The organism is Planctomycetaceae bacterium (genome assembly GCA_041398825.1).
GTDB lineage: Bacteria > Planctomycetota > Planctomycetia > Planctomycetales > Planctomycetaceae > F1-80-MAGs062.
Map to the genome: position 1 here is coordinate 20,009 of JAWKTX010000025.1, position 23,998 is coordinate 44,006.

The following is a 23,998-nucleotide window of genomic DNA, read 5'->3' on the forward strand; positions in this document are numbered from 1 at the left end:
ACTCATGATCGTCAAACGTGCCATCTTCGTCTTCATCACACCCAACGCAGCAGCATGCTCCACTCGTCGCACTGGGAGCGGCCGAGCAAAGGGTTGTGCCGTTCTGCGTTACAGAACACCCACCATCGGAGTTGAATGCCCAAGCGCTAGGTAATGCCGCAAGGTCTAGCAGGACACACATTAATGCCGCGAGAACCATTGATGGAATCCCTGCGGATCTCATCGTCCCCCCAATCACCATGCTACTTCTCCCTATTGACGATCCACTAATAATGAACGACGGACAATCCGCCGATCCCATACGCTACGACTCATCAATCAAACACATCAACAGCCTGTCATAGTTGGAATTTGACTTTAGAACTGATTCTGACGACACTTTGAAACTGCCTAGCTAACCATTCTGTCAAAACTATCGCGATGAGTCCCCTCCCGCCTTCGTTCCCAGCGCCCCCCAGACGCCGAAAATGCTTGGTCCTGAAATTACTGGGACAGACATTCGATTGCCTGAATCAATGCTCTCGCTGATCAGCTTTGCACTGCCATCAGCCAGCAGTACCATGACACCGCCGGGATGTTCGCTTGTTGCCGTCCAAATGCCGGGGCCGAAGTGGCCGCCGCCGGAGGGCCAGGTGGAACCGCCGATCAGACACGATGCCGAGTTTGGTGGCAGGATCGTGTTGAATGCCTGAAAGAAGGCAGCACCGTCGCCCCAGCGAAAGCCGGGGCTGGTGCTGAAATCAAACATCGGGGTGCCAGCCTGATAACGATTGCCTGCCCATGTTGCGGCACAGGCAGACGGCAAGAACGTTGAAGGATCTCCGTCTGCATCCACGGCCACCATGCCACGATCGTACAAGGACGATGGACGCGAGCGTTCACCCAACGCAATCGTGTTGCTGGTGCCGTCAGTGATGTCTCGAATCCGGGTACAAGAACCACGACCAAAAATGCCGCGGTTTGACATCGGCAGGTTCCTGGCCGCCAATACCGGATCTGTTCGTTCAGAAGGACTGACCGTTGATGCCAGATACGTATCACCGCCGCAAAACGCGTAACTGGTCAGACCTCGCGGACCATCACCCGCAGGCGGACGATCCCCCGCATCAGCCGGACACATCAGAATGGCCAGCTTCTGATTCCACCACGACGTATCCAGCCACGGACGATCCTGAGCCTCCATGATCTGCTGATACAAGGCTTGTTGCTCGTAATACGGCAACAATGCCACAAAGCCGCTCATCCGAAAACGATGACCGCCATCAAACAGAGTCCCGCTGCCTCCCTGACGAGCCGGAAACATGCCGTACACATCATGGTAATTGTGCAGTGCGAGGCCAAGCTGCTTCAGATTGTTGCGACACATGGCCGCCCGAGCTGCACCGCGTGCCTGCTGAACAGCCGGTAACAGCAGCGCCAGCAAAATACCAATGACGGCCAGCACAACCAGCAGTTCCACCAGCGTGAAGCCCGGCTTCCGCCGAGTGCAATTCTGCAGCCGACGATGACGTTGATGATTCGTACTCCAGGACCTCAGTGATCCATCGCAGCCCACACATTGAATGCCATCCACATGCCACCCCCAACAATCATGATGCAAACCCTGGTGTAATAAACGGGATAACGGGAGAGCGGGAGAGAGGGAGAACCACCCGGGCATCAGTGTATCTCGGCAGGCCAGGTTGTCAATACGCACTTCAAGAGAGTTTGCTGTACCGGCGCGACTGATCAACGACGCCCAAACGACTGAAATCGAAGCTGAGTTCCGTTGCACTCGGTTATCGCAGGACCTCCCTGATGCGTGGTCGGAAGTGGTTCCCTTGCCTCTGTCTGCGACAATTCAGGCGGTGCCGTTTGTCTGCACTGTGAGACTTGCGGGTTGTCGTTTGTCCCAGTCGCTCACGAAATGCTGATCCGAGCCGATCCGGGGCAGTGCAGCTCTCTTCAAGCAATTCGATGACCTGTTGCCGAATCTGAGTGTCAGCAGAATTCAAGATTGCCTCCGCTCATCTCTGCTGGCATTTGCCACTCGACTGAACCATTGCTGAACTTCTGGATCCATGAGAAAACCAATGGTAGTCAAAGCACAAAGCAATACTTGACGGGTTTCATCCGTTCTGGCACTGTCCATGATAAAGGTGGTTATTATTCACGCCACAAAGTCGAGGGAAGCTGAGCTCTGTTCCGTCGATCATCCTTTCGGCTGGTAATGCGGGGCAACAGGCGTGGCGGGATTTTTTTGATGGCAAGCTGGCCAATGCGTCAACTCCACGGGCGTACGAAACTGCTGTTCGACACGGTATTCTGTTCCTTGGCTCCTGCCGGCAAACTCTCATTGTACGACTCAAAGAGTTTGTTGAGTCTGACGGAGACAACCGTGTCCGCCAGAGTCAGCTTTCCGTCAGAAAGTATGAAGTCGGCTGGATCAATCCCGTTGGGAAGAGCAAGCCGTGCGGATTCGAGCAGGAGCAGCGTGTCTTTGACTCGATGCAGGGTTGCAACGGCTTCTCGTTCACTCTTCGTTCCGACAGAGCGTTTGAATTCGGTGCTACGAAAACGAAAGCGAACTTGAGACCGACCGGATCGCTGATCTTTCTGAAAAAATGCCATCGCAGAGTGCCTTTCGTAACAGGAGAGATTCTAGGCATCGCGTGGCTCTGGCGCAATTTATGTGAGAGCCATGCGAGCGCCCTGCTACGGCACAATGCGGCACATTGGGTGTTGGCACAAAAAAAGGACTCACGTCGATTTGACGTAAGTCCTTTGATATCAAGTACCGGAGGCGGGGGTCGAACCCGCACGAGGAATTACCCTCACCGGATTTTGAATCCGGCGCGTCTGCCATTCCGCCACTCCGGCTGAGTGGAAACCTGAGTCGCTCAGACGGGCCAATTTGTTGGCAAGTCTGAACCGCGAATAAAGCAGGACAATGCGCGGCACATTCAGGTTCGGAGCGGCGGACGGTAATCAAATGGCGGCCGATTCGCAAGGGTTCTGCCAGCAAGACAACACCTCGCTGGTCAGAGACATTCGAATTTACCGGTTCTGAGTGGCCTGTCGGGCTGTGGCTTCTCCTTCGGTCTGAACTACCGTGACTGTCTGGCGCGTTCGGCAAGGACTCGAAAATATGTTTCGACCCGACTTCGGTACTCCTCAGAGACCTGATCGGTCCGGCTTTGAATCACATCCTCTGCGGAATTCGTTCGCAGCTTGCCCCAGTTCTCGTTCTCTTTTCGATTGACCCGCGTAACGTCAAAATCGGTTCCGGCCGGAGGTTCGGAGAATCCATCAGCGGATTGCTGCGCAGGATTGCGCATCGCAGCGACAGCTTGTTGCTGCATCTGATTACGAGCGGCCGCTAACTCGGCCTGCCGAGCTTGCGCCTCCTGAGTCATGGCATTGACGCGTGAAGCGGGCGTCGGACTGGCTTCCGTTGCCGCACCCGGCGCAGCTTGTTGAGACGCTTGCAGTCGATCAAGTTCGTCGAGCGTCCGTGCCAGTTGCTGACCACGAGCAAGCTCGTCAGGGGTAAACGACTGTTCCGCTGCCTGTGAATCCACAGGTTGAGACGCGCTGGATTGCGGACTGTTGTCTGCTGGTCCGCCTCCGACGGATTGCTGGCTGGCCGGCTGGGCTCCCTGAGCTAATTTTTCCGTCTGGTCCTGCTGCGTCTCTGCCGCGTCTGCCAGCAGGGGCTGCAGGATCTGATCCAAATGACCGGACTGCTGCAGGAAGGCCTGCTCTGCCGTCGCCAGTTCCTTCTGAGCCAGCAAGGCCTGAGCGTTTGTTCTTCCAGGGCTGACCGGGTGTGCATCGTCTGGGTTCGTTGCCACCGCGTTTGATTCTGAGTCTGTTTTTCCCGGGTCGAACTCACCCGCGTCATCCGACGGCTGTGTCTTGCTTGTGGCATCCAGCGTTGTGGCATCCTGTTTCATCGCGGCTTTTTGATCGTTTGCCGTTGCCTCGTTGGAAGCGATGTCGAGTTGTTTTTCTGCATTCTTCGATTCGTTTTGCGCGACGCGTGCAATCTGGGCTGCGGTTTCCAGAAGCGGTTGCACGGCTGGCTGATTGTTGAGTCGTCGTTCGTGCCGGGCGGCCCTTGCAACATCATCAGACGCCGCCTGAACATCTTCTGTGATTTCTGATTGCTGTTGTTTGGCGGATGCGAGCTGACTGGCGGCTGGATTCAGATCTTTCTGGAAATCTGTCGCGTCAGCAATCCCACTCGCCGCGTTCAGAATGCGTTCGGCGTCATCGAGGGCTTCAGCTGCATAATGATCCGCCAACTGAATGGCGGGATTGGGTGCGGAAAGAGGGGGTTGCTTCTTTGAGGCGACTGCGTCCGCATGGTCATGTCGTTCCTGTGCCTTTTGTCGGGCCGCAGACAATTCGTCCTCTGCCTTGTTGACCTCTTCCTGTGTCGTGTCTCGATGATTTTGGGCCTGTACCAGCTGAGTCTTCAGATTTGCATCGTCGGGTTTTTTTTCCAGTGATTTTTGAACCTGTTCGATGCGCTGTTCCGCTTTGCGAAGCTCATTTTCAGCGTTTTTTACAGACTGTTCGCTGCGCCGCTTTGCATCGTCGGCGCGTCGAGCCAGATCATTGGCGGTTCGCTTCTGCTGATCCAGAAACCGCTGTCGGCGGGATTCCAGATCTTTTTGCTGTGCGGCTCTGGTTGCGTCGTCCTTATGGATTGCTGAGTCCTGTTCTTTGACTGTTTGCTGCTGCGCCAGTTTGAGTGATTCGGTCGCCTTTTCAATGGCATCTCGAGCCTCCACGGCCGTCTGATTCAGATCGGCAAGCAAAGTGTCGTCCCGTGCGCTATTGGCTTTTGAAGCGGCTTCGTTCAGCAACTTCTGAGTCTCAGTGAAGTGTTCCCGGGCCTGTGCTGACTGGCCCATGGCAGCCGACTGGATCGCCTGAGCAACCAGCATTGTTGAAAGGCGAGAGGCTTCCTGGCCAACTTCGCGAAGCTGAGTGGCGAGTTCCCGTTTACGATCCTGGAATGCCTGATCGGATCGCTCATTGGTTCGCTGGATGTTTTGATCGTCGTTGGCGGCATACTCAAGAGCGTTTCGAGCTTCCTGAATTGCGTTGCGGGAAATCTCTGACAAGGCCTGCTGCATGGCAGGATTCTGTTGGAGCTCTGCCTCGAGTTCCTGGATCAGTTGATCAGGAGACTGGCTGATCTGTTCTTCCAGTTGCTGCACGCTGTCGTATTGTTCAGCCATCTTCCGCGCGATTCCGGTTTGTTGTTCTGACAGGCGAAGTTGTTGTCTGGAATCGGCAACGTCCTGGCCCTGATTGAGTTGCTGAAAGTGCCGGGCCACCAGATCCAAAGCCTGGGCGGTCAGTTCCTGTTGTTCTGAGGCTTGCGCGAGTTCATTGACGCGTTCCGCAGACGAAGGATTCTGCAACGCGTCCTGCATAATTTGATTCATTCGAATCGCTGGCTGCTGGATCAAAGCGATGCTGTCGTCTGCATCTCGTGCGCGTTCACGCTGTTCCGTTTCCAGAAGGTCCTGCCGGTTGGCATCATCGATTAAAGCGTCTACAAGGTCCTGAATTTGTTGGTTAATCTGCTGCTGCTCCTGCTGCAGTTGGGCCAGTGTAGCGTCAGCATCGCTTGATGTTGCATCCTGCCGGTCTTCTGTCGCGACTTCCGTCTGGTCGGCGACCTGAATCGTTTGTTCTTCCAGACGACGCACTTCAGCGGAAGTCTGTTCGGCCATTTGTGAAATCGTGGGAGAATACTTCGCGATCGTCGCGCGGGCATCCTCCATGACTGGGTGAAGACGTTCGACAATTTCTGCGAGTGATGTTTGAATCTGTTCCAGTTCATGGCTGGCGGAAATCATGTGGTCGCGTTTCCACCGTCGTTCGCCAATTTTTCGACCCGCATCTCGCGCTGCGGCGGACCACCGCAGCTGATCGACGGGCCCGACGAGTTCACCTGCGACCCGTGCTTCTTTCAAATGCTGACTGGCCGTTTCCAGTAACCGTTGGGTCAGATCCCATTGTCGCGGATGATCGATGTGCGACTGCAGGCTTTGCGATTGCCATCGTTCCATTTCGAGCAGCTGATTCACAACATTCTGCGCCAGAATCAGGTCATGTCCGGCTTCCAGTGTTCTGTATGCCGGGGCGATTTCAAGGATCTGTTGGGGGATTTCTGATTCGGCGATGGGCCCTGTACGATGCTGGTTCAGCAGCGAAGTCGCAGCACGAACGGTGAGTCCGGCGTCGGCTGCATACTGAGAATCTGAATCTCTGCGCAGTTGCGTCAGTTGTCTGCGGGCCCGCAGTTGATCGATGCTGATCCGATGCTTCAGGTCGATCTCGAAAGCGAATCGTTCTGCCTGTTCCAGCAGCTGTTTTCCCTGTAAGGAATCCACAGCCTGAGTTGCCTGCATGACCAGACGATTTTCCTGTTCAGCAGCCCGGCCCGCCTGTTCGATGGGGACGTACAGACTGCCGGATCGCTGATCGAAATCGCGCCACGTGTGTTGCTGTCGGTTGGGAATACCTCCGTCTGCTGTATCGATGCGCTGCTGCTGTTGAAGTTGCTCGAGAACATAGACGGCTGTGGCTTTCAGTTCTTCAATCTTGTCGTCCGATTCCATCGCGTAAGTCAGTCGGTCGCGCACAGATTCGGACCACTGCAGCAGTCGGGTCATGGGACTTTCGAGAGATGTGGGCAAATCTGTTCTGTGAGTGTGAATCAGTCGTTCCAGGGCTCTCAACTGATTCAGGATAATGGTTTCGTGTCGCTGAAGTCGCTGCCAGGTTTGTGTGGGATGATGGACAATCATCTGCTGGTGACGGAGCATCGCATCGAGATCGCTGGCCAGTGAATTCAGAAAATTGAACGCCGCCAGGTACTGATACTGATCGTGTAATTGCTTTGCGTCGTCGGCTGTTCGTTCGAATGTTCGTTTGAGTTCATCCAGAGCTTTGCTGTGTTGATCACCGTCGCTGCTGGACGGGATCGTCTGCACTAGCCATAAAATGGTGGAGGCGTGTTCCCTTTCTGTGCGAGCAACCAGTCGGCCGGCCAGATCCAGTTCATGCGCATCTGCGCCGGGGGCCATTTCACGTTCAACATCCTGGATCTGCTTCAGTAGTTTCGAAGCAAGTTCGCGTTGTTTGTGAGCAAGATCTGCCAATGCGGCCCGATCTGACTGCCGTTGGTTCGCAGGATTGCCCGGTTCACGAAGTCGATCAATCACTTCCAGTGCAGATGTTTTGTGCTGGTTGAGAGATACAGAGAAATCGGCCATGTGCTTCTGCAGGCTTAGCTTTCGCTCCATCATCGTATGACGCAGCGGGTCAAATTCCCGCGCTGCCACCACCAGACGCAGCGGAACCGATTCGCCGATGCTGCCTTTGCGATCTGTTGCAACCAGTTTCGTCAGCACCTGGTCGCCCGTTTTCAGGCGATGATGTGCCAGGTCCCATTCCCATGCCGTGGTCAGTTGGCGACCTTCGGTCCCGCCGACAGACTGGTACTCCAGCGGCAACACCAACCATTCGTCGCCGTTAATGGAAACGTGCTGATGCAGACTGGCGACAGGCAAATCATCCTCCGCCATTCCCTGCAGCGCGAGAATGTCATTTGGCGGTACAAGCAGCGTTGTCTCCTGCTGGTTGACAAATCCTGCTCGGGGGATCAGATCCGGTACAGGACGGATTTCGTGTCGGGGGGCAAATGTGTTTTCGAAACCCGTTTCCTCTGATACCAGCCTTACCTTATAGACAGCGGGTTCCTCAATCGTGACTGTGGCCTGCCATGTGTTTGCTTGTTTGTCCGCTGGCGTCAGCGCAACCGTTTGGATGTCGTCCGAATCTATCGGATCGATCACCAGTTCGGCGATCGAAACCTGCTGATCCATGACCAGGGAAAGACTGGCTTGAGTGCCTTCAAGGGCAATCAGGTCGCCATGTGATTCCGCGAGTTGTCTGGGTGGCAGAAGGCTGTAGTCGGGATAATTCAGGGTCTTTTGAAATGTGACAACGTGGGGCCGCGGACGCGATTCCAGCCGAAACTTCTGAGTGATGGCATCGCCGGCAAGAATACGATATTCCACCGTTTCGTCCATCACATGAATATTGGCGGTGTACTCATCCTTATGATCGGAACCACCACCTCGGTGACGCATGATCTGGCGAGCTACGCCATCCGATGCTGTCGAAATCTCCAGCGTTACTTCATCGACGGTGCCACCACTGACGGCAACGACCACGGCAACGGTTTCATCTTCGGCCATCAGTTTTGACTGGGGTGTTGGTTCGAGGATTTCGACACGAATGCGTGATACGCGAGCGATGTTTGCTCCGGGAAGAATCGTGCGGACGGCGAGCCGCCGAAAGCGATCATCTGATGATGTCAGAAGGAGGGTTCCGGTGGCGACCAGAATTCCGGCTGCGATAAGCCAGCGGAAGACCAGTTGCACGGGCAGCAATGACGGGATCTTAAGACGACCCATTTGCGTCGCAACGCTGCCCTGCAGCAAACTGCGGAACAGGGGTGAATCGTGAACGGTGCCCGGGTTTTCCACGGCGAGTTCAACAGCGGATAACAGATTCTCTTTCAGTTGCGGCTCCGCCAGTTCCACCTGAGCGGCAATTTCTTCCCGATCAAGCGGCCGCATCAAACGGCGGACAGACGTCAGCCAGACGACGATCGCTGTGAGAGCATACACACCTGCCGTCAGCGCGTAGCGAAACGAATCTTCCAGCAGCCAGTACCAGTCAACAAATCCGGCGATCGTCAGACACGTAAGAAATGTCACGAGTCCTGCGCAGATTCCGCGGGCAACAATCAGCCAGCGTCTTCGACGAGCAAACTGCCGAAGCTTTGCGGCCACAATCGGATCAAGATTGGTACTCATGAGGCACGCGTCCAGCGTGGAGGGGTGGGGCAGGCGAGGGTATCGGCAGCGGAACCTGTCGATCAGTGTGTCCCACAGAATACGTGCCGATTCGGGGCTGTGGAAGCCGCTTTCAGCAGATCTGCAGAACAGAACGCTACGTCAGCATTGAAGTCCGTTTTCGGGCACGCCAATTCCTGGCGAATGGTGGCGGACTAGGCGGCGATCTGGCCGTCAGACGGCTGGCGACTTGTATTGAGATCGTCAATCAGCGATCGCAGCAGCTCCACTGTCTGAAGTGTAGCGCCCTGTTGTGAGAGCACCACATTCTGAGCTCGCTGCCCAAAGTTCTTACGCTGTTGGCGATCCTGAATCAGTGTGTGCAGCGTTGGCAAAAGCTGATCGGGTGAACTGAGCTGCACACAGGCATGGTTTGCCCGGAATAACGCAACGACGTCGCGGAAATTGGACGTGTTGGGTCCAAACAGTACCGCTGCGCCATACGCGGCGGGTTCGATCATGTTCTGACCACCCCGGTTACCAAAGCTTCCGCCGACGAAGGCGATGTCGGCCAGCCCCCAGCAGGCGCTGAGTTCACCAATGGTGTCCAGTAGAATGGCGGGCAGTTCGGCGCCGGATTCAGCGTGAGTTGTCGCAGGGCGGAGTCTGGATTCGGGATCCATCAAATGTGATCGGCGGATGAAAGGCACGTTGTGACGAAAAAATACCTGGGCAACATCTTCGAATCGTTCTTTGTGCCGTGGAACGCTGACAAATCGAAGATTCGGGAATTCCTTTCGAAGCTGCAGCCAGGCCTGCAGGCAAAGCTCTTCTTCAGGCTCCTGCGTGCTACCCGCGATAAAGATCAGTTGATTGGCCTGAAGGCCCAGTGCCTGCCGAAGCGCGGTCGTTTTGGGGTTTTCCCGGTCGGTGTCCACGCCATCGAATTTGATCGATCCCGTGACCCATAACGCATCTGTTCTTGCTCCAAGCGATTTCAGGCGATCGGCGTACTGCTGCGATTGCGCGGCGATCAGCGAAATGCGAGCAAGTGTTGGCGCAATGAATGGACGAATACGCCGATAACCCCGCACGCTCCTGTCGCTCATACGGGCATTCACAATGGCAACCGATATGGTTCGATCGTGGCACGCTCTGATCAGGTTTGGCCAGATTTCAAGCTCCATCAGGACCAGCATTCGCGGCCGAATACGATCAAGGGCTGAGTTCACGGCCCAGGAAAAGTCCAGTGGAAACCAGGTGACACGGCAGTCCGGAAATCGTCGGACTGCCAGATCGTAACCGGTGTCTGTGGAAGTGCTGATGACAACGTCGTAATTGGCGTTGGTTTGCTGTCGAAATGCGGTAACCACTTTCTCCAGCTGAACCACTTCACCCACGCTGACGGCATGAAACCACACCACCGGTTTTTCCGCTGGTTGAGGATTCTGTTCGGCGTTTGGGCCGGATTGATGCGACGACTGGCAGCTCAAGGCTACAGCTTTGGCTGTGCCAAGAAACTTCTCACGAATGCCTCGGCGATACCTCCCGTGACGAAGCATCCGCCAGAGAATGAAGGGGCACAGCAAACACAGGATCGCTGCGTAGCCCAGGTTCAACATCCATGTCGTTGGGCGAACCGTCATCATTTTCCGCAGCACTTCTTGTACTTCTTGCCGCTGCCACAGGGGCATTGATCGTTGCGGCCGACCTTGGGTTCGTCATTGATGATGGGCTGAATGGCTTTGTTGGGTTCACCGGGTTCCGGGCCGCTGGTCTGGTATTCTTCGGTCGGTTCGGGTGGTGGTGCGACGTCGTGTGCGGTCGCAGTGATCTGCCAGAGCGAGCCCACGAAGTTCGGGCTCTCATGTTCAATGCGGAAGATCGTCTGGGTGACTTGCTCACCAATCCGATCCCACATGGAATTGAATGCGCGGCGGCCTTCTCGTTTGTATTCGGTACGTGGGTCTTTCTGAGCGTATCCGACAAAGCCGATGCCCTGCCGCAGGTGCCCCATGAAGTACAAATGATCTTTCCAGGACGTATCCAGGATCTCCAGCAACACAGAACGTTCGGTCTGCTGCATTTCGGGTCGCGCGGCTCTGTCCATCCGATGCAGAATGAATGCGCGGGCTTTGTCCGTTGTCAGCTTTCGGAGTTGTTCGGCATCCAGAGAAACGTGGAGTTCTTTTTCGCCCCAGGTGACCAGTTCTTCGATCTGCAGATCGCTGAGCTTTTGTGGTTCGGATGTCGAATCTCCAAGTACAGCATCCAGTTTCTGTTCGACCACGCTGCTGTCAGGCCTCGCGGAAAGGAACGCTTTGCTGGCATCGGCAAGAGTTTCAAAGATCTGTTCGAAGGAGCTTTCAGCGAATTGTTCCGGGTTGTACTGAGTACCAAATCGCGTGTTCGCCCATCGCGCCAGGCGTTCGCGATTTGCTTTTTCGCCGTGAGAGCCGTCGCCGGACAGAAAACTGTGCATCCCGACAGAAACCGGGAAGGTCACTTCTTTTTCATCGTATCGTGAACGTACGCGTTCTTTGAGCAGCGAAACGATCTGCGAAAGTTCGAGGTCTGAAAAATCTTCGGGGCGCAGATTCAGGGTGAAGTGGAAATTGGCCCAGCCGGCGAGACTTCGTTGCTGGAACTGATCATCCAGAAACGTGTGCAGATCCTTCAGTTCCCAGCGTTCCATGGACTTCTTTGCGTGCTCCATCAGAACGCCGTGCAGTTCGTCCCGATCGTGCTTGCGCAGATCGCGGTCATTCAGATTCAGATCGAATTGCCGGTTAGCCCATTTTGTCAGAGCCATCCAGTTCCAGTCCGTCTTTGTCTCTGAGTCTGCCGGCAAATCGATATCGATTTGTTCGTAGGTCAGTGTCTCAGCCTGAGCATGCCCTTCGTCTCTCAGGTATTGTTCGAGCTGATTGAAGTCCATGTCGCGAATCTGGTAGGGCTCCACTTCCAGATGCAGTTTATGCCCGACCCACTCCTTGATTGTCTCCCATCGATAGTTGCGATCCAGGAAATGGGCGGCCCAGTGTTCGATCTGCTGATCCATCATCCCCAGCACCAGGGAGCGGGTGTCACAGCCATCGAGGATATCCTGACGATAGGAATACGTTCGCTTGCGCTGTTCATCCATCACTTCGTCATATTCCAGCAGGTTCTTCCGCTGGTCGAAGTGCCGTTCTTCGATCTTCTTCTGCGCGCCTTCGACGCGGCGAGTCACCATCGGGCTGACGATGGGTTCGCCTTCACTGAGCCCGGCCCACTGCATCACTCGCTTCACAAAGTCGCCGGCGAACAGTCGCATGAGCTTGTCATCAAGCGAGATGAAGAAGCGGCTGGAGCCCGGGTCGCCCTGTCGACCAGCACGGCCTCGCAGCTGCAGGTCGATACGGCGCGAGTCGTGTCGTTCGGTTCCGATGACGTGAAGTCCACCCAGTTGGGAGATTTCCTTGCCTTCTTCGATCATCCCTTCGCGTTCGGCAATGGCGCGGGTTAGTTCGTCCCATTCCGATTTTGGTACGTCCAGACGTGTGGCGTATTTTTCCTTCAGCTCTTCCCAGGCGATGTGTTCCGGGTTGCCGCCAAGAATGATGTCGGTACCGCGACCGGCCATGTTGGTGGCGATCGTTACTGCGCCTTTGCGTCCGGCCTGCGCAACAATTTCGGCTTCACGCTCGTGGAATTTTGCGTTCAGTACAGCGTGTTTGATGCCCTGTTTCACCAGTTTGTTGCTGACGAGCTCGGAGAGTTCGATGGACGTGGTACCAACCAGAACGGGGCGACCGGTTTTATGAACTTCGACAATCTCGTCGACGACGGCCTGCCATTTTTCCTTGTCCGTGCCGTAGATGTTGTCCGGGTAATTGATACGTTGCATGTGCCGGTTGGTAGGAACCGCAACAACGTCCAGCTTGTAAATCTTGTAGAACTCTTCGGCTTCGGTCATTGCTGTACCGGTCATGCCGCTGAGCTTCTTGTACAGTCGGAAGTAGTTTTGAAGAGTGATGGTCGCCAGGGTTTGCGACTCTTCCTTAATCTTCACACCTTCTTTGGCTTCGACGGCCTGGTGCAGACCGTCGCTCCATTGACGGCCTTCCATCTTACGGCCTGTGTTTTCGTCAACGATGACGACCTCTCCACGTTCGACCACATACTGGACGTCACGTTTGTAGAGGTAGTGAGCCTTCAGCGCGTTGTCGAGAAGGTGTGGCCACTCCATGTTGCCGGCCGTATAGAAACTTTCCACTCCTGCCAGCTGCTCCGCGCGACGCACACCTTCTTCGGTCAGGTGACAGGTGTGCTCCTTTTCCTTGACTTCGAAGTCGACATCCGGTTTCAGTTGTCGAGCGATCTGGTCTGCGCGGGGATACTTTTCAAGGTTGTCATGGGCGGGACCACTGATGATCAGCGGCGTGCGGGCTTCATCGATCAGAATATTGTCGATTTCGTCGACGACCGCATAATCCAGCGGCCCCTGCACCTGAAGCTCTTTGGTTGGCTTCATGTTGTCTCGCAGGTAGTCGAAACCAAACTGGTTACTTGTGCCATAGGTGATGTCGCAGGCATAGTGCTTTTGTCGTTCCTGCGGCCCCATGTTCGACTGAATGGCTCCGACACTTAAACCCAGATTCAGGTAGACCGGACCCATCCATTCCATGTCGCGCTGAGCCAGATAGTCGTTCACTGTGATCACGTGAACCTTGCCTGCCAGCGCGTTCAGGTACGTGGGCAGCGTTGCGACCAGTGTCTTACCTTCACCGGTGACCATTTCCGCAATCATGCCATGATGCAGGAAGTATCCACCGATCATCTGAACTTCGTAGTGTCGCATTTTCAGAAAACGACGTCCGGACTCCCGAACTGCAGCGAACGCTTCCGGAAGCAAATCGTCCAGAGTTTCTCCCGCGCGAAGCCGTGCGCGAAATTTCTCGCTGCACTGTCGCAGCTCGTCGTCGCTCAGCTTCTGAAAGCCGGATTCCAGCTGGTTGATGCGGTCGAGCAGAGAACCCGGAACGATTGAAGTCATCCCGTTGCGATCACGAACAAAGCCCAGTCGCTTCATCCGTCGTTCATTGGACGACCCAAACAGATTGGTTATGCCGCGTTCGATCTTGCCAGAGGCGGCGTTAAAGAAGTCGCCAACTTTTTCGATGAATTCCATGATGGCTCAGCAGTTCTGAAGATATCAATCCGTAAACGTCAGGACGGTGTGTCTCGCCGCCGACCACACCAGACTTTCGGCGTGAATTACCGAACATCGTTTGGCGGCCTTGTGTTATCTGGTGACCGAGCCTTTCGGCTACCGGAAACCATTGCAACTCGTCGCGACAACAGATTCATGTGCTGCCACATCGGCAGGCATTGGATTCCGGTGTCAACAGACGCGTTTTTCGTCGTAAGTCAATGTGGCGCAAGTGTATTTGAAATTCGCAACACCGGTCAATCCCGCCCGAACCTCCGCATTACCCCCGTTTGAAGCGGGAATCCGACGGTCGAGCGTCGCCTTCAGCGGTCTGGAAGCAACCACTATGCCGAAACAGAATGGTTTCCGGCTATCGCGACCCTTCCGGGGTTGGATGTGGGCAGGATCGTCTCTCTCCGAATCTGGCTGCAGCAATTTTTGCAGCCGCTTGCTCCTTCGGACGACCGGGCGATAGGACACAGAGTTCAGGGCCGGCCCGTTCAGGAACCGTACCTTTCAATCACCCGCTTGACAGCCCAGTTCAGGAATTACACACTGGCTGTGAGGTGACGCGCCCGTCGAAAGGACTGGTTGAACGCTGCCGTCACCAGGTTGCTCAGCCCGGAATCCTGAGATGGCCGTGGGTGGGCTGCTTGCTGATTCCAGGTCCGTCCGGCGAAGTTTTTTGAGATTTGCTTCAGGGGCTCATGCTTCAGCGACCCACAAGTATCCTTCGGGACATGTTTGGAATTGATGCCCGGTGCCTTGGCGTCTTCCGAATCGTAATCGCATCGATCCTTCTTGCAGATCTGGCCTTAAGATCGCGTTTCATCGTCGAAAATTACACGGACGACGGATTTCTTCCACGCGACCTTGTCGTTGCACCGGACTGCTACATGTCCCTGCAGATGCTGAACGGTTCCTACGCCTTTCAGGTCGGGCACTTTGTCCTTGCGGCATTGAGCGGTTTGATGCTTCTGGTCGGCTACCGCACGCGAACGGCAACCGCCCTCTGTTGGCTGCTGACCATTTCATTGCACGCAAGAAACACGTTTCTGCTGGATGCCGGTGACGATCTTCTTCGGTCGATGTTGTTCTGGAGCCTGTTTCTGCCACTGGGATTGCGATATTCGATCGATGGACGCCACGTCGATGGGCGTCGCGATGTGATCCCGGATCAGCGTATTATCCTCTCCGCATCTTCCGCAGCATTGCTGCTGCAGTTTGCCTGCGTCTACTTCTTTGCGGGCTGGTTTAAGACCGATCCGGAATGGACCGCGGGAACGGCCATCGAACGGGCACTCGGTCAAACGCAATGGATTCGTCCGGCGGGGCAATGGCTTGGACAGTATCCGACCCTCCTGCGCTACATGACACCGGCGGTGGTGTGGTTTGAGATCATCGCGCCTCTGTGCCTGTTCATTCCGTGGCGGACAAGGACGATCCGCATGTTTGTGATTCCGGCGTTCTGGATGTTTCAGTTTGGGCTGGGAATGACAATCTGGCTCCATATCTTTCCGCTGATCACAGCGGCTGCAACCATCCCGTTCCTGTCATCATTGATCTGGCCGGAGGAGTCTGAGAAGAACACGAAAGCGGAGACCGTGACCACCGCAGCGGGATCAAAACACACCATGCGCAGACGGATCGTCTGGAATTCAGCACTTGCTGTCCTGGCAGCAACGACGATCGTCATTCAGGCTGCAAATTTCGGTAAGAACTTCCTGCCGACAGAAGAGCGGATTGTGTCACTCATCGGCTGGAACGCGATTTGGTCGATGTATACCACCACTCCGAAGTACTCCTATCAGTTTTCTTCCGAGGCGACTCTGGCGAATGGTGAGACGATCGATCTGATCAATTCTGAAGTGACAACCACCGATCGCATGCGAGTCCAGCAGCTGCACTCCTCTTATCGGTTTCGGTACTTTCTGGAGACAGCATCGAGTGCCTGTCCAGGTTTTCCGTCCCGCTATCTGGCACACCTTGTGTATCGCTGGAATCAAACGCAAACGGAAGACCGCTTTGTCGTTAATGCCCGAATCATTGGCACCGCAAAGGCGATCGGTGAGCCTGGTCCGGGAGAATCAACCGTTCTGCTGGAGATGGGGGTCGGTCCCGCAGAATCTGAATAGCTCACGTGCCCGTCCATTTTTCTGGCGAAGCGGTGGATGACCTTTGCCATTGCTGCACACACGCAGGAGTGAACGAGGCATTCCGGGAAATCCCATGCCTTCGGGCGGTATGGGGTTGCTGTTGTCGACTCAGGAGGCGAACATCCCGCGCGGCGGGAGGCGAACGTTCCCGCCGCGCGGAGGATCAGCAACGCGAATAAGCAATGGTTGGGCAGTAACGGATTCGAGCGGAACGATGTCGTCAGAAAAAGGCGAGGCGGTAGTCCTGCGGCAGGTGGATTTCAGCGAATCCAGCCGGGTGGTCACATTCTTCAGCAGAGAATACGGAAAATTCGCCGCTCTGGCCAAAGGCGCCAAGCGTTTGAAAGGTCCATTCGATGCTGCTCTTGACCTGCTTTCGCGATGTCGCGTAGTCTTCATAAGGAAGTCTTCCGGCGCTTTAAGTTTGCTCACCGAAGCTCGTTTAATCACTCGATTCAGGCCCTCAACGCCCGATTTGTCGCGTGTTTATGGCGGGTATTACGTGGCCGAACTGATTGCCGGGATGACTGAAGATTTCGACCCGGCTCCTTCATTGTACGACCTTCTGGTTGATACCCTGGAGAAGCTGGCAGGGAAGGACAACAACCCTTCATTGATTCTGGTTCACTTCGAAATCGCGCTTCTGCGCGAGATCGGATTGTTACCCAACCTGTTTGATTGCTCCGTTTGCGGAGAAGTTGTGCCTGTCGATCAGAATGTTCGTTCGGGATACGCTCACTGGGTTTCTCAGGGCGGGCTTCTGTGCGGAAACTGTCGTCGTGAAGAATATGCAGGCACCTCTGTTTCTGCTGGTTCGATTGCTTTTTTGCGTACGATTTCAGAAGCGGATGTTGATCCGCAGGATATGCCCCCACCAACATCAGCACAGCTGGCTGAATGCCATCGATTTGCCGTGTCAGCAATCACGCAGAACCTTGGCCGTAAGCCCTCCACGCTTCGCTACATAAAAATCTGACAGTTGAAAAACATGTCACAACTCAGGACGAGAAACTGCCGAACGGATTCGGCTGATCAGGGTTCGGCAAGCGAGCATGAATGGCACACCGTTGCCATTTGGCGAGGCGAGCGGAATTGGTCAGTCGTGCTCATCCTGTCGTGCGCGGCAATGCTGTTTTCCGGATGTCAGGCGTTCTCTAATTCGTCTCTCAGCGCTCTCTCCAGTACCAAAGGAATTCGGGGGCCACTGGAGCGAAGTCTGAGTGCAGAAACGCCGCTCGAAGCAGGACAACGATATTCTGAAGAAGCGCAGCGTCTGGTGGAAACGGCCCAGACACGATTCGATGCCAAAGACTACGAAGCTGCTGAGAAGATCTACAAGAAGGTTGCGAAGAAATACAAAGAATCTTCTGTAGGCGAGCAGGCCCAATTCGGGCTTGCTGAAACATACTACGCCAATGGCGAACTCGCCAAAGCGCAGGACGCTTACGATCAGCTGTTTGTCGATTATCCCTCTACGCGTTACGTCGAACCTGCCAGTCGTCGGTTGTTTGCGATTGCTCGCCGCTGGATGGAAATCAGCGATCCCGTGGCAAAATCGGAGATTCGGCAGGTCAGCAGCGAAACCGCTGTGCCCGATTCATCAAAACCTGTCGCACCCTCGAATGCCCCCAGTCTGAAATATCGTATTCTGCCAAACTTCACGGACAGTTCTCGCCCGATGTTCGACACACAGGGGCGAGCATTGCAGGCCCTGAAAGCGATCTGGATGAATGATCCCACCGGACCACTGGCCGATGACGCGCTGATGCTGACGGCGACTTATCATCAGCGACGAAAGAACTATGTCGAAGCGGACCGCTACTACAAGATCCTGCGAGAGGAATATCCCGACAGTCCGCACTTCGAAAAGGCTTACCTTCTGGGATCCCACGTGAAGCTGATGTCCTATCAGGGCAGCTATTACGAGGGTGGAGATCTTGAGGCTGCCGCCAAACTCAAGGAACAATCGCTGCATTTGTTTCCGGCATCAGAGCAACGCGGGGCGGTCAGAGAAGACCTTCAGAAGATCTATTTACTGCAGGCTCAGCGTGCGTGGGACAAAGTGCAGTATGCTCAGCGTAAAGGAAGACCGCGGGCCGTTGCCATCGGGTGTATTCAGTTGATTGCGGATTTTCCGGATACGAAGTTTGCCGCTGAAGCCAGAAACCTGCTGGGAACAATCGACCCTGCCACTCTGGATGGCCTGCCGGAAATCGAAGAGTATCTGAAAACGATCCCGAACACTCGCGATCCTCGTAACGGTCAGGGCTCCGGGCCTCCCACCCGATCTGTGAGTGACAGTCGTGCTGAAGAACCTGCTGGCGGCCGTGTACGGTTATAAACAATTCAAGGGATTCGTCTCCGCAGAATGACGTAATGAATCATCGAGCTTCGCTTCTTTCAACGGCCCTGCTGCTGACCGCTGTCTCCGGTTGCGGATATATGCTGGGCAGTCCCGTTGTCGAAGGCGTTCGAACGGTTCATGTACCAGTCTTCCAGTCGGAAACATTCCGTCGTAACCTGGACTATCTGCTGACCGAAGCCGTTCAGAACGAAATTAAATCGCGAACGCCGTATCGCCTTACCGACGAATTCTCGGCGGACACGATTCTGAAAGGACGAATCGTTGAGTACCGAAAATCAGTACTCAGCGAGAACCGGTTTGACGACCCACGGGAACTGCAGTTGCTGGTTGGCGCGGAAATCACGTGGCTGGACCGGCGCAGCGGAAAAATCCTTCAGCAACATGTTTTTCCGATCGGACCCGACCTTTCCCAGCAGGCTTCTCAGGTTTCGTTCGCGCCTGAGGCCGGACACTCCCTGGCGACAGCTCAGCAGGATGCTGCAGGCCGACTCGCCAGTCAGATCGTTGATCTGATGGAAGCTCCCTGGTAAGTCAGCAAAGCTACAGATCAGAGGCAGGAATATGTGTCTCTTCCTGCTGGAAGAATCGATCTCCCGGGCTGGCGGACGTTCTGCCGACGTAGACTCCGGCAGCAGCTGATGTCTAAGATTCGCGACTGCCCAGTCTGGCATGTCATGATGACGTGCCGTACGGAACGCCATTGATCAATGTGTTCAGGAAGACCCAGCTGAAATGAGCGACTCACGATCTGTTCTTCGACTTTGTTTACTTACTGCACTGGCAACTTTTGTGTTGTTGGTCAGCACAGTCAGTGTGCCGGCGGCTGTCAGCGGTTCCAGTGTTTCGGCTCAGGCAGAACGTGATCCAAGGATTGGCAGGAAAGTGATCGTTACGGTAGCAGGAGCCGAGCTTAAGACGCCACAGGCAACCGTATGGCGAGCCTATCTCGGTGAGGTTTTCACCGTGTCGATTACGAATGGTGAGTGGCTCTGGGTTGCCGAGAAAGGTGGCTGGCTTTGGGAACGTGAAACGGTCATGTACGACACTGCCATCGATGAATTGTCGAAGCGGTTGACGACCACTGCCACAGCAGAAAACTATCACCTGCGAGGTGTCGCGCTGCTGGCACACAAACAGTATGACCGTGCCATTTCTGACTTTACCGAAAGCCTGCGCCGTGAACAGAAGAATGCGGGAGCATTCAACAATCGTGGACAGTGTCATTATCTGAAGGGCGAATATCAGAAAGCCATTCAGGATTATTCGATGGCTTTGAATCTCGATCCAAAACACTTTCTGGCTCGCAACAACCGCGCGATTGCTTACATCGCAATGCAGCAGTACCCCAATGCGCTGGCCGATCTTCAAACAGCCCTGCAACAGGTGCCCGAATACCCCGAAGCACTGAACAATCGGGGGGTTGTTTTTCAGAAGATGGGCAAACTGGATGACGCAATCCGCGACTTTACTGCGGCCCTGAAAGTGGACCCTCAATATACCGACTCTCTCGGCAACCGTGCGTTTACCCATAAGCTGAAGGGAGACTACAGAAATTCTATTGCGGACCTGGAACAGGCCATCAAAATCCGCCCAGAGACCTACGAAGCCATCAATGACCTTGCGTGGATTCTGGCCACATGTAAAGACGACAGCATTCGAAACGCTCCGAAGTCACTTGATCTGGCCCTGGATGCCTGTCAGAAAAGTGAATACCAGCAATGGAACACGCTCGATACGCTTGCCGCAGCCCTGGCCGAAAACAATCGTATGGAAGAAGCCAGACAATGGCTGGCGACAGCCATCGAACAAGCGCCAGCAGAAGCAAAGCCGCGGCTGAAAGAACATATGGCTCTGCTGGATGCAGGCAAGGCGATCCGCGACTAGACAGAGCGTCTCTTGATGGCTTTCGGGCTGGATCATGTCCGCCATACGCGGGTGACAGGTTGGAACAACCGCCGTTCAGCAAACACAATTCAGCAAGACTCTGAAGTGGACATTCGCCGGTTCCTGCAGTTTTAACCAGTTGTATCACCCGACGGTCTGAAGTCGAACGACTGTCTTGCAACGGTGGTCCTCCTTACCATGCCTGCCAACCTGACTCCGCAATATCAAAAGGCCGAACGTGAATTCCGCCGCGCACAGACGCCTGCGGATCAAATCGATTGCCTTCAGCGAATGCTGCAGCTGATCCCGAAACACAAAGGAACAGAACGACTTCAGGCTAGCCTGAAAACGCGACTCAAGGAAGCGAACCAGCAACTGTCTGCGGCCATCAACACTCGTTCGACGTCGCAGTTCCGTTTGCCGCGTCAGGGCGCTGGTCGAATCGTTATTGTCGGACCGCCCAACAGTGGCAAGAGCCAGCTACTTCGATCCATGACCCGCGCGACGCCCGAGGTATCCCCGTGGCCGTTCACAACGCGCGAGCCATCTCCGGGGATGCTGTCCTGCTTTGGGATTCAGGTTCAGCTGGTCGATACTCCTCCGGTTTGTCCCGGACAACTTGCTCCCTGGCTCCTGAACCTGGTCCGTACCGCAGACGGCGTTTTGCTTTTGCTGGACGGATCGAATGATGACGCTCCGGAGCAAACGCTGGCTGTGGTTTCAGAATTCGAACAGCGTAAAACTCGACTTTCCACAGTCAGTGGTTTCGATGAAGACAGCTTCGCTGTTCTACAGATCCCCGCCGCTGTCGTCATGACTCGCTGTGATGCACCAGACGCAACTCTTCGCCGGGAAATATTTTCAGAGACGGCCGACCGAAATCTTCCGGTTCTGGAGTTCGAAGCGAATCGGCCAGAGACGCTTCCGCCGTTGACTCACACCATCTTTGGTCTGCTGGACATTATCCGTGTTTATACTCGCCGCCCGGGAGACGCTCCTGACCTGGCCGACCCGGTCACGATTCCGATTGGCGGTACCGTCGAAGACCTGGCATTGCACCTCCACGAAGAGCTGTTTCGACGAGTGACCAGTGCAAGAATTCGTCGACGCGCCGATGACGGGAGCATCAGCAGCGAATCGCTGGTCGTTGGCAGACAACACAAACTTTGTGATGGCGATATCGTCGAACTCCACTAGCCGTATGACAGCCGGATAGCTTCACCAACAGAGCTCGATTGTTGGTTACCTGATGCCGTCGCTGGATGCGGTACTGCGTTTCTGTTCAAGAAGCGACTGCAGAAAGTTCTGGATGCGCCTGTGGACTAAACCTGTTTGGCGTATGATCAGCAGATTGTGAGCGGCATCAATCCGCCCACCTTCCCAATCAATGCGAAACCATTTTGCAGGAGGTGATGTCGCGTTCTCGATTGCTGTCATGAGCCGAGTATAAGCGTTCTCTTTGTCGGATCCGCTGAACATGGGTAACAGCTCTTCGACGTCATAAAGCTGTACTTCGAGGTTCTCATCCGACTCGGCTGCCACCAGTGTTGTGATCAGAATGAGGTTGCCGCGAATCATGTAGGACAACTGCGGTTCGAGGCCGTTCAGCAATGTGACAATGGCCAATTCTGCAGAAACATTCTCCATCTCCACGACTGTCAGCTGAACGTCCTCAAGAAGCCCTATTCCTTCCAGTTCAAGTTCAAGCGTGTCCGGCAGAAAGTGAATGACCACCTGGGACTGTTGGTGAATTTGAGACGCAATATTGTCGAGCACTTGAGTGAGACTGACGGAGTTGGTTTTTTCGCCGGGCCTTTCAATTCCCTTAAAAGGCGAAACGCGGCATGATGCAAGTAGCGCCCGGATGACGGTTTCGCGATGGCGATCACTGGGTGCTGACTGGAGTGCCGTCAGGAGTTCAGAAGGAGAACTTTCTTCGGTTACGCCATCCCATGGAAGCGGTTTGATCGAAGTGACGGGCGATGCCACTTTGCCTGACGCCGTTTCAGTGGCTGAGAGATTTAACTCTGGCCTCTTCGAAGCGACAACAAAGACAGCGCTGAGTACGACACATGCTGCCAGCACGAGCTCAACCGTCAGACCTAACCGTTTCACAAGATGACTCCCGATGGTGTACCCCACAGAATGGATTCGGTGTGACCATTCACTGCAGACTGTACTCACACAAGGCTTCCAGGATATCCCGTATGGCCCGATGACCTCGTCGATTCTGCACGACCAGTATCTTCTCATTCCGTGATGAAATGATTCCTCCCTCCTGGTCCACTTCCTGCCATTTCACAACTGGCCATGTCAGTCTCTTCAGCGTCCAGATCAAACGCTCGGAAGCGTTCATGTTCTGAAGTGTTCGTAGTTGCTGAAACCGGTCTTCTGCGTTTGAATCGCTACTGGTCAGTTCTCGAACAGTCGCAGTCGGAATCCATTTGGTGGATGCCGGAATATTCGACGCGTCATTCACCCGGAAAAATCCGAATCCACCGCCCGCCCCCGTCCTGCGCTGATCTGGCTGGAAAGTGCCTTGTCCTCCATTCAAAGGCGGCAATGGAAACAAAGCAGGATCCACTTTGATTTTGTGGGACGGGGCAAACAGATCTTTGACCGTGGCGATGTTATACGCTCGCTCGTAAAAAAGGCCAGCTTGTCTGTTTCGGGTCGTAACCAGTACTTGGCCCTTCGTTGTCACGACATAGTCCAGAGGGTCTTCCATCACCTGCAGCAGCCACTCAAGGTAATGTTCTGCAGATTGGTTTGGCACCTTTGGAACACATGCATTCACTTTCATCTCAGCCAGGTTATTCACACCCAGCGACTCATGATCAGCCAGTATCGAAATTCTGAATTTCTGGTGCGAGTAAATTTGCTCTCTGAGCAATTCTAGCCCGTCAGTCAGAGAAGTAGGTTCCTTCAGGGTAATCACACCGGGGTTCAATTGGAATTCGTGTCCGGTGTCGAATGCCACTATGGTCCTGCGAAGCAGCCGTTCTGTTTCTTCCGCTGCCATCGTCTCTGCTGACGAAGGGATTTCGACGCAATGGAGTGAAAACGAATTTCGTGACGAGTCTTCTGCAGAAATCGCCACGGAATTTTTTGATGCCGCGTCAAACTGGACCATCCATGCGATTCCCAGAACAATCAACAGGCATGCGCACGGCAGCCAAACCTGTGCAGAATGAACGGCGCCTTCACCGGTCGGAAGACAACGTGACACACTTTCCGAAGAAGAATCAGTCATGATCATCTCTTGCATGACTCAATAGGAATTTGCCCTGGAGACATTCAGATACTTTCTGAAATCGCTTCAGCCGGGAAATGAAGTCTGCCGTACCGGGCGAGTCAATACCAGTCGTCGTACACATCCAATGAAACGTTCTGAAAGTTTCTGGCAACGTCGGATGAAGGAAGTACTTCGGACGAAAATCGGGATTCCTTTGCAAACGGCTGCTGCACTTATGGGTTGCTTTCAAGTCCTGTCGCCTTTTCGCATCAGATGCTGCCGGGTGTTGCTTTT

General features: G+C 54.7%; 13 protein-coding genes and 1 tRNA gene. 6 read left to right on the forward strand and 8 right to left on the reverse strand.

What is annotated here, in order from left to right; translation table 11 throughout:
• Positions 1-412 precede the first annotated feature (412 nt).
• From R3C20_25660 to secA, 6 genes are all read right to left on the reverse strand, one after another.
• Positions 413-1,660: a DUF1559 domain-containing protein gene (locus R3C20_25660; GenBank protein MEZ6043893.1), complete on the reverse strand. Its 1,248-nt coding sequence runs from the start codon at positions 1,658-1,660 to the stop codon at positions 413-415.
• A gap of 602 nt (positions 1,661-2,262) precedes the next feature.
• The gene (locus R3C20_25665) at positions 2,263-2,610 is read right to left on the reverse strand and encodes a hypothetical protein (protein MEZ6043894.1); all 348 of its coding nucleotides are present in this window, start codon (positions 2,608-2,610) and stop codon (positions 2,263-2,265) included.
• A 164-nt stretch (positions 2,611-2,774) separates the two neighbouring features.
• Positions 2,775-2,859, reverse strand: a tRNA-Leu gene (locus tag R3C20_25670).
• Between the two features lie 227 nt (positions 2,860-3,086).
• On the reverse strand, positions 3,087-8,891 hold the full coding sequence (locus tag R3C20_25675) for a hypothetical protein (GenBank protein MEZ6043895.1): 5,805 nt from the start codon (positions 8,889-8,891) through the stop codon (positions 3,087-3,089).
• A gap of 194 nt (positions 8,892-9,085) precedes the next feature.
• Entirely contained in the window at positions 9,086-10,519 is a 1,434-nt protein-coding gene (locus tag R3C20_25680; GenBank protein ID MEZ6043896.1) for a 3-deoxy-D-manno-octulosonic acid transferase, read from the reverse strand.
• Entirely contained in the window at positions 10,516-14,043 is a 3,528-nt protein-coding gene (secA, locus tag R3C20_25685; GenBank protein ID MEZ6043897.1) for a preprotein translocase subunit SecA, read from the reverse strand. Before secA ends, R3C20_25680 begins: the two co-directional genes overlap by 4 nt.
• A 728-nt stretch (positions 14,044-14,771) precedes the next feature.
• On the opposite strand from secA, the gene R3C20_25690 reads away from it, so the two are divergent.
• The 6 genes from R3C20_25690 (at position 14,772) to R3C20_25715 (ending at position 21,666) form a co-directional block, all read left to right on the forward strand.
• Positions 14,772-16,199 carry an HTTM domain-containing protein gene (locus tag R3C20_25690; protein MEZ6043898.1) on the forward strand — a complete coding sequence of 476 codons (1,428 nt, stop codon included), beginning with the start codon at positions 14,772-14,774 and terminating at the stop codon, positions 16,197-16,199.
• Positions 16,200-16,434: 235 nt separating this feature from the next.
• A complete protein-coding gene (gene recO, locus R3C20_25695) occupies positions 16,435-17,196 on the forward strand; it encodes a DNA repair protein RecO (GenBank protein MEZ6043899.1) in 762 nt (253 codons plus the stop codon).
• Between the two features lie 126 nt (positions 17,197-17,322).
• On the forward strand, positions 17,323-18,561 hold the full coding sequence (gene bamD, locus R3C20_25700) for an outer membrane protein assembly factor BamD (GenBank protein MEZ6043900.1): 1,239 nt from the start codon (positions 17,323-17,325) through the stop codon (positions 18,559-18,561).
• A gap of 35 nt (positions 18,562-18,596) precedes the next feature.
• Positions 18,597-19,115: an LptE family protein gene (locus R3C20_25705; GenBank protein MEZ6043901.1), complete on the forward strand. Its 519-nt coding sequence runs from the start codon at positions 18,597-18,599 to the stop codon at positions 19,113-19,115.
• Between the two features lie 202 nt (positions 19,116-19,317).
• Positions 19,318-20,469: a tetratricopeptide repeat protein gene (locus R3C20_25710; protein MEZ6043902.1), complete on the forward strand. Its 1,152-nt coding sequence runs from the start codon at positions 19,318-19,320 to the stop codon at positions 20,467-20,469.
• A gap of 198 nt (positions 20,470-20,667) precedes the next feature.
• A complete protein-coding gene (locus R3C20_25715; GenBank protein ID MEZ6043903.1) occupies positions 20,668-21,666 on the forward strand; it encodes a GTPase in 999 nt (332 codons plus the stop codon).
• A gap of 45 nt (positions 21,667-21,711) precedes the next feature.
• On the opposite strand, the gene R3C20_25720 is transcribed toward R3C20_25715, so the two are convergent.
• Both R3C20_25720 and R3C20_25725 read right to left on the reverse strand, forming a co-directional pair.
• Positions 21,712-22,584: a hypothetical protein gene (locus R3C20_25720; GenBank protein MEZ6043904.1), complete on the reverse strand. Its 873-nt coding sequence runs from the start codon at positions 22,582-22,584 to the stop codon at positions 21,712-21,714.
• Positions 22,585-22,633: 49 nt separating this feature from the next.
• Positions 22,634-23,722 (reverse strand): hypothetical protein, encoded by a 1,089-nt coding sequence (locus R3C20_25725; GenBank protein ID MEZ6043905.1) that lies wholly within the window; start codon positions 23,720-23,722, stop codon positions 22,634-22,636.
• Between the last annotated feature and the right edge of the window lie 276 nt (positions 23,723-23,998).

Bases quoted from the DNA above. Each gene is read 5' to 3' on its own strand.
- R3C20_25675 (MEZ6043895.1), bottom strand. From the start codon at position 8,891: ATGAGTACCAATCTTGATCCGATTGTGGCCGCAAAGCTTCGGCAGTTT.
- R3C20_25680 (MEZ6043896.1), bottom strand. From the start codon at position 10,519: ATGATGACGGTTCGCCCAACGACATGGATGTTGAACCTGGGCTACGCA.
- R3C20_25725 (MEZ6043905.1), bottom strand. From the start codon at position 23,722: ATGACTGATTCTTCTTCGGAAAGTGTGTCACGTTGTCTTCCGACCGGT.
- R3C20_25660 (MEZ6043893.1), bottom strand. From the start codon at position 1,660: ATGCCCGGGTGGTTCTCCCTCTCTCCCGCTCTCCCGTTATCCCGTTTA.
- R3C20_25705 (MEZ6043901.1), top strand. From the start codon at position 18,597: ATGAATCATCGAGCTTCGCTTCTTTCAACGGCCCTGCTGCTGACCGCT.
- R3C20_25710 (MEZ6043902.1), top strand. From the start codon at position 19,318: ATGAGCGACTCACGATCTGTTCTTCGACTTTGTTTACTTACTGCACTG.
- R3C20_25715 (MEZ6043903.1), top strand. From the start codon at position 20,668: ATGCCTGCCAACCTGACTCCGCAATATCAAAAGGCCGAACGTGAATTC.
- R3C20_25690 (MEZ6043898.1), top strand. From the start codon at position 14,772: ATGCTTCAGCGACCCACAAGTATCCTTCGGGACATGTTTGGAATTGAT.
- R3C20_25665 (MEZ6043894.1), bottom strand. From the start codon at position 2,610: ATGGCATTTTTTCAGAAAGATCAGCGATCCGGTCGGTCTCAAGTTCGC.
- secA (MEZ6043897.1), bottom strand. From the start codon at position 14,043: ATGGAATTCATCGAAAAAGTTGGCGACTTCTTTAACGCCGCCTCTGGC.
- recO (MEZ6043899.1), top strand. From the start codon at position 16,435: ATGTCGTCAGAAAAAGGCGAGGCGGTAGTCCTGCGGCAGGTGGATTTC.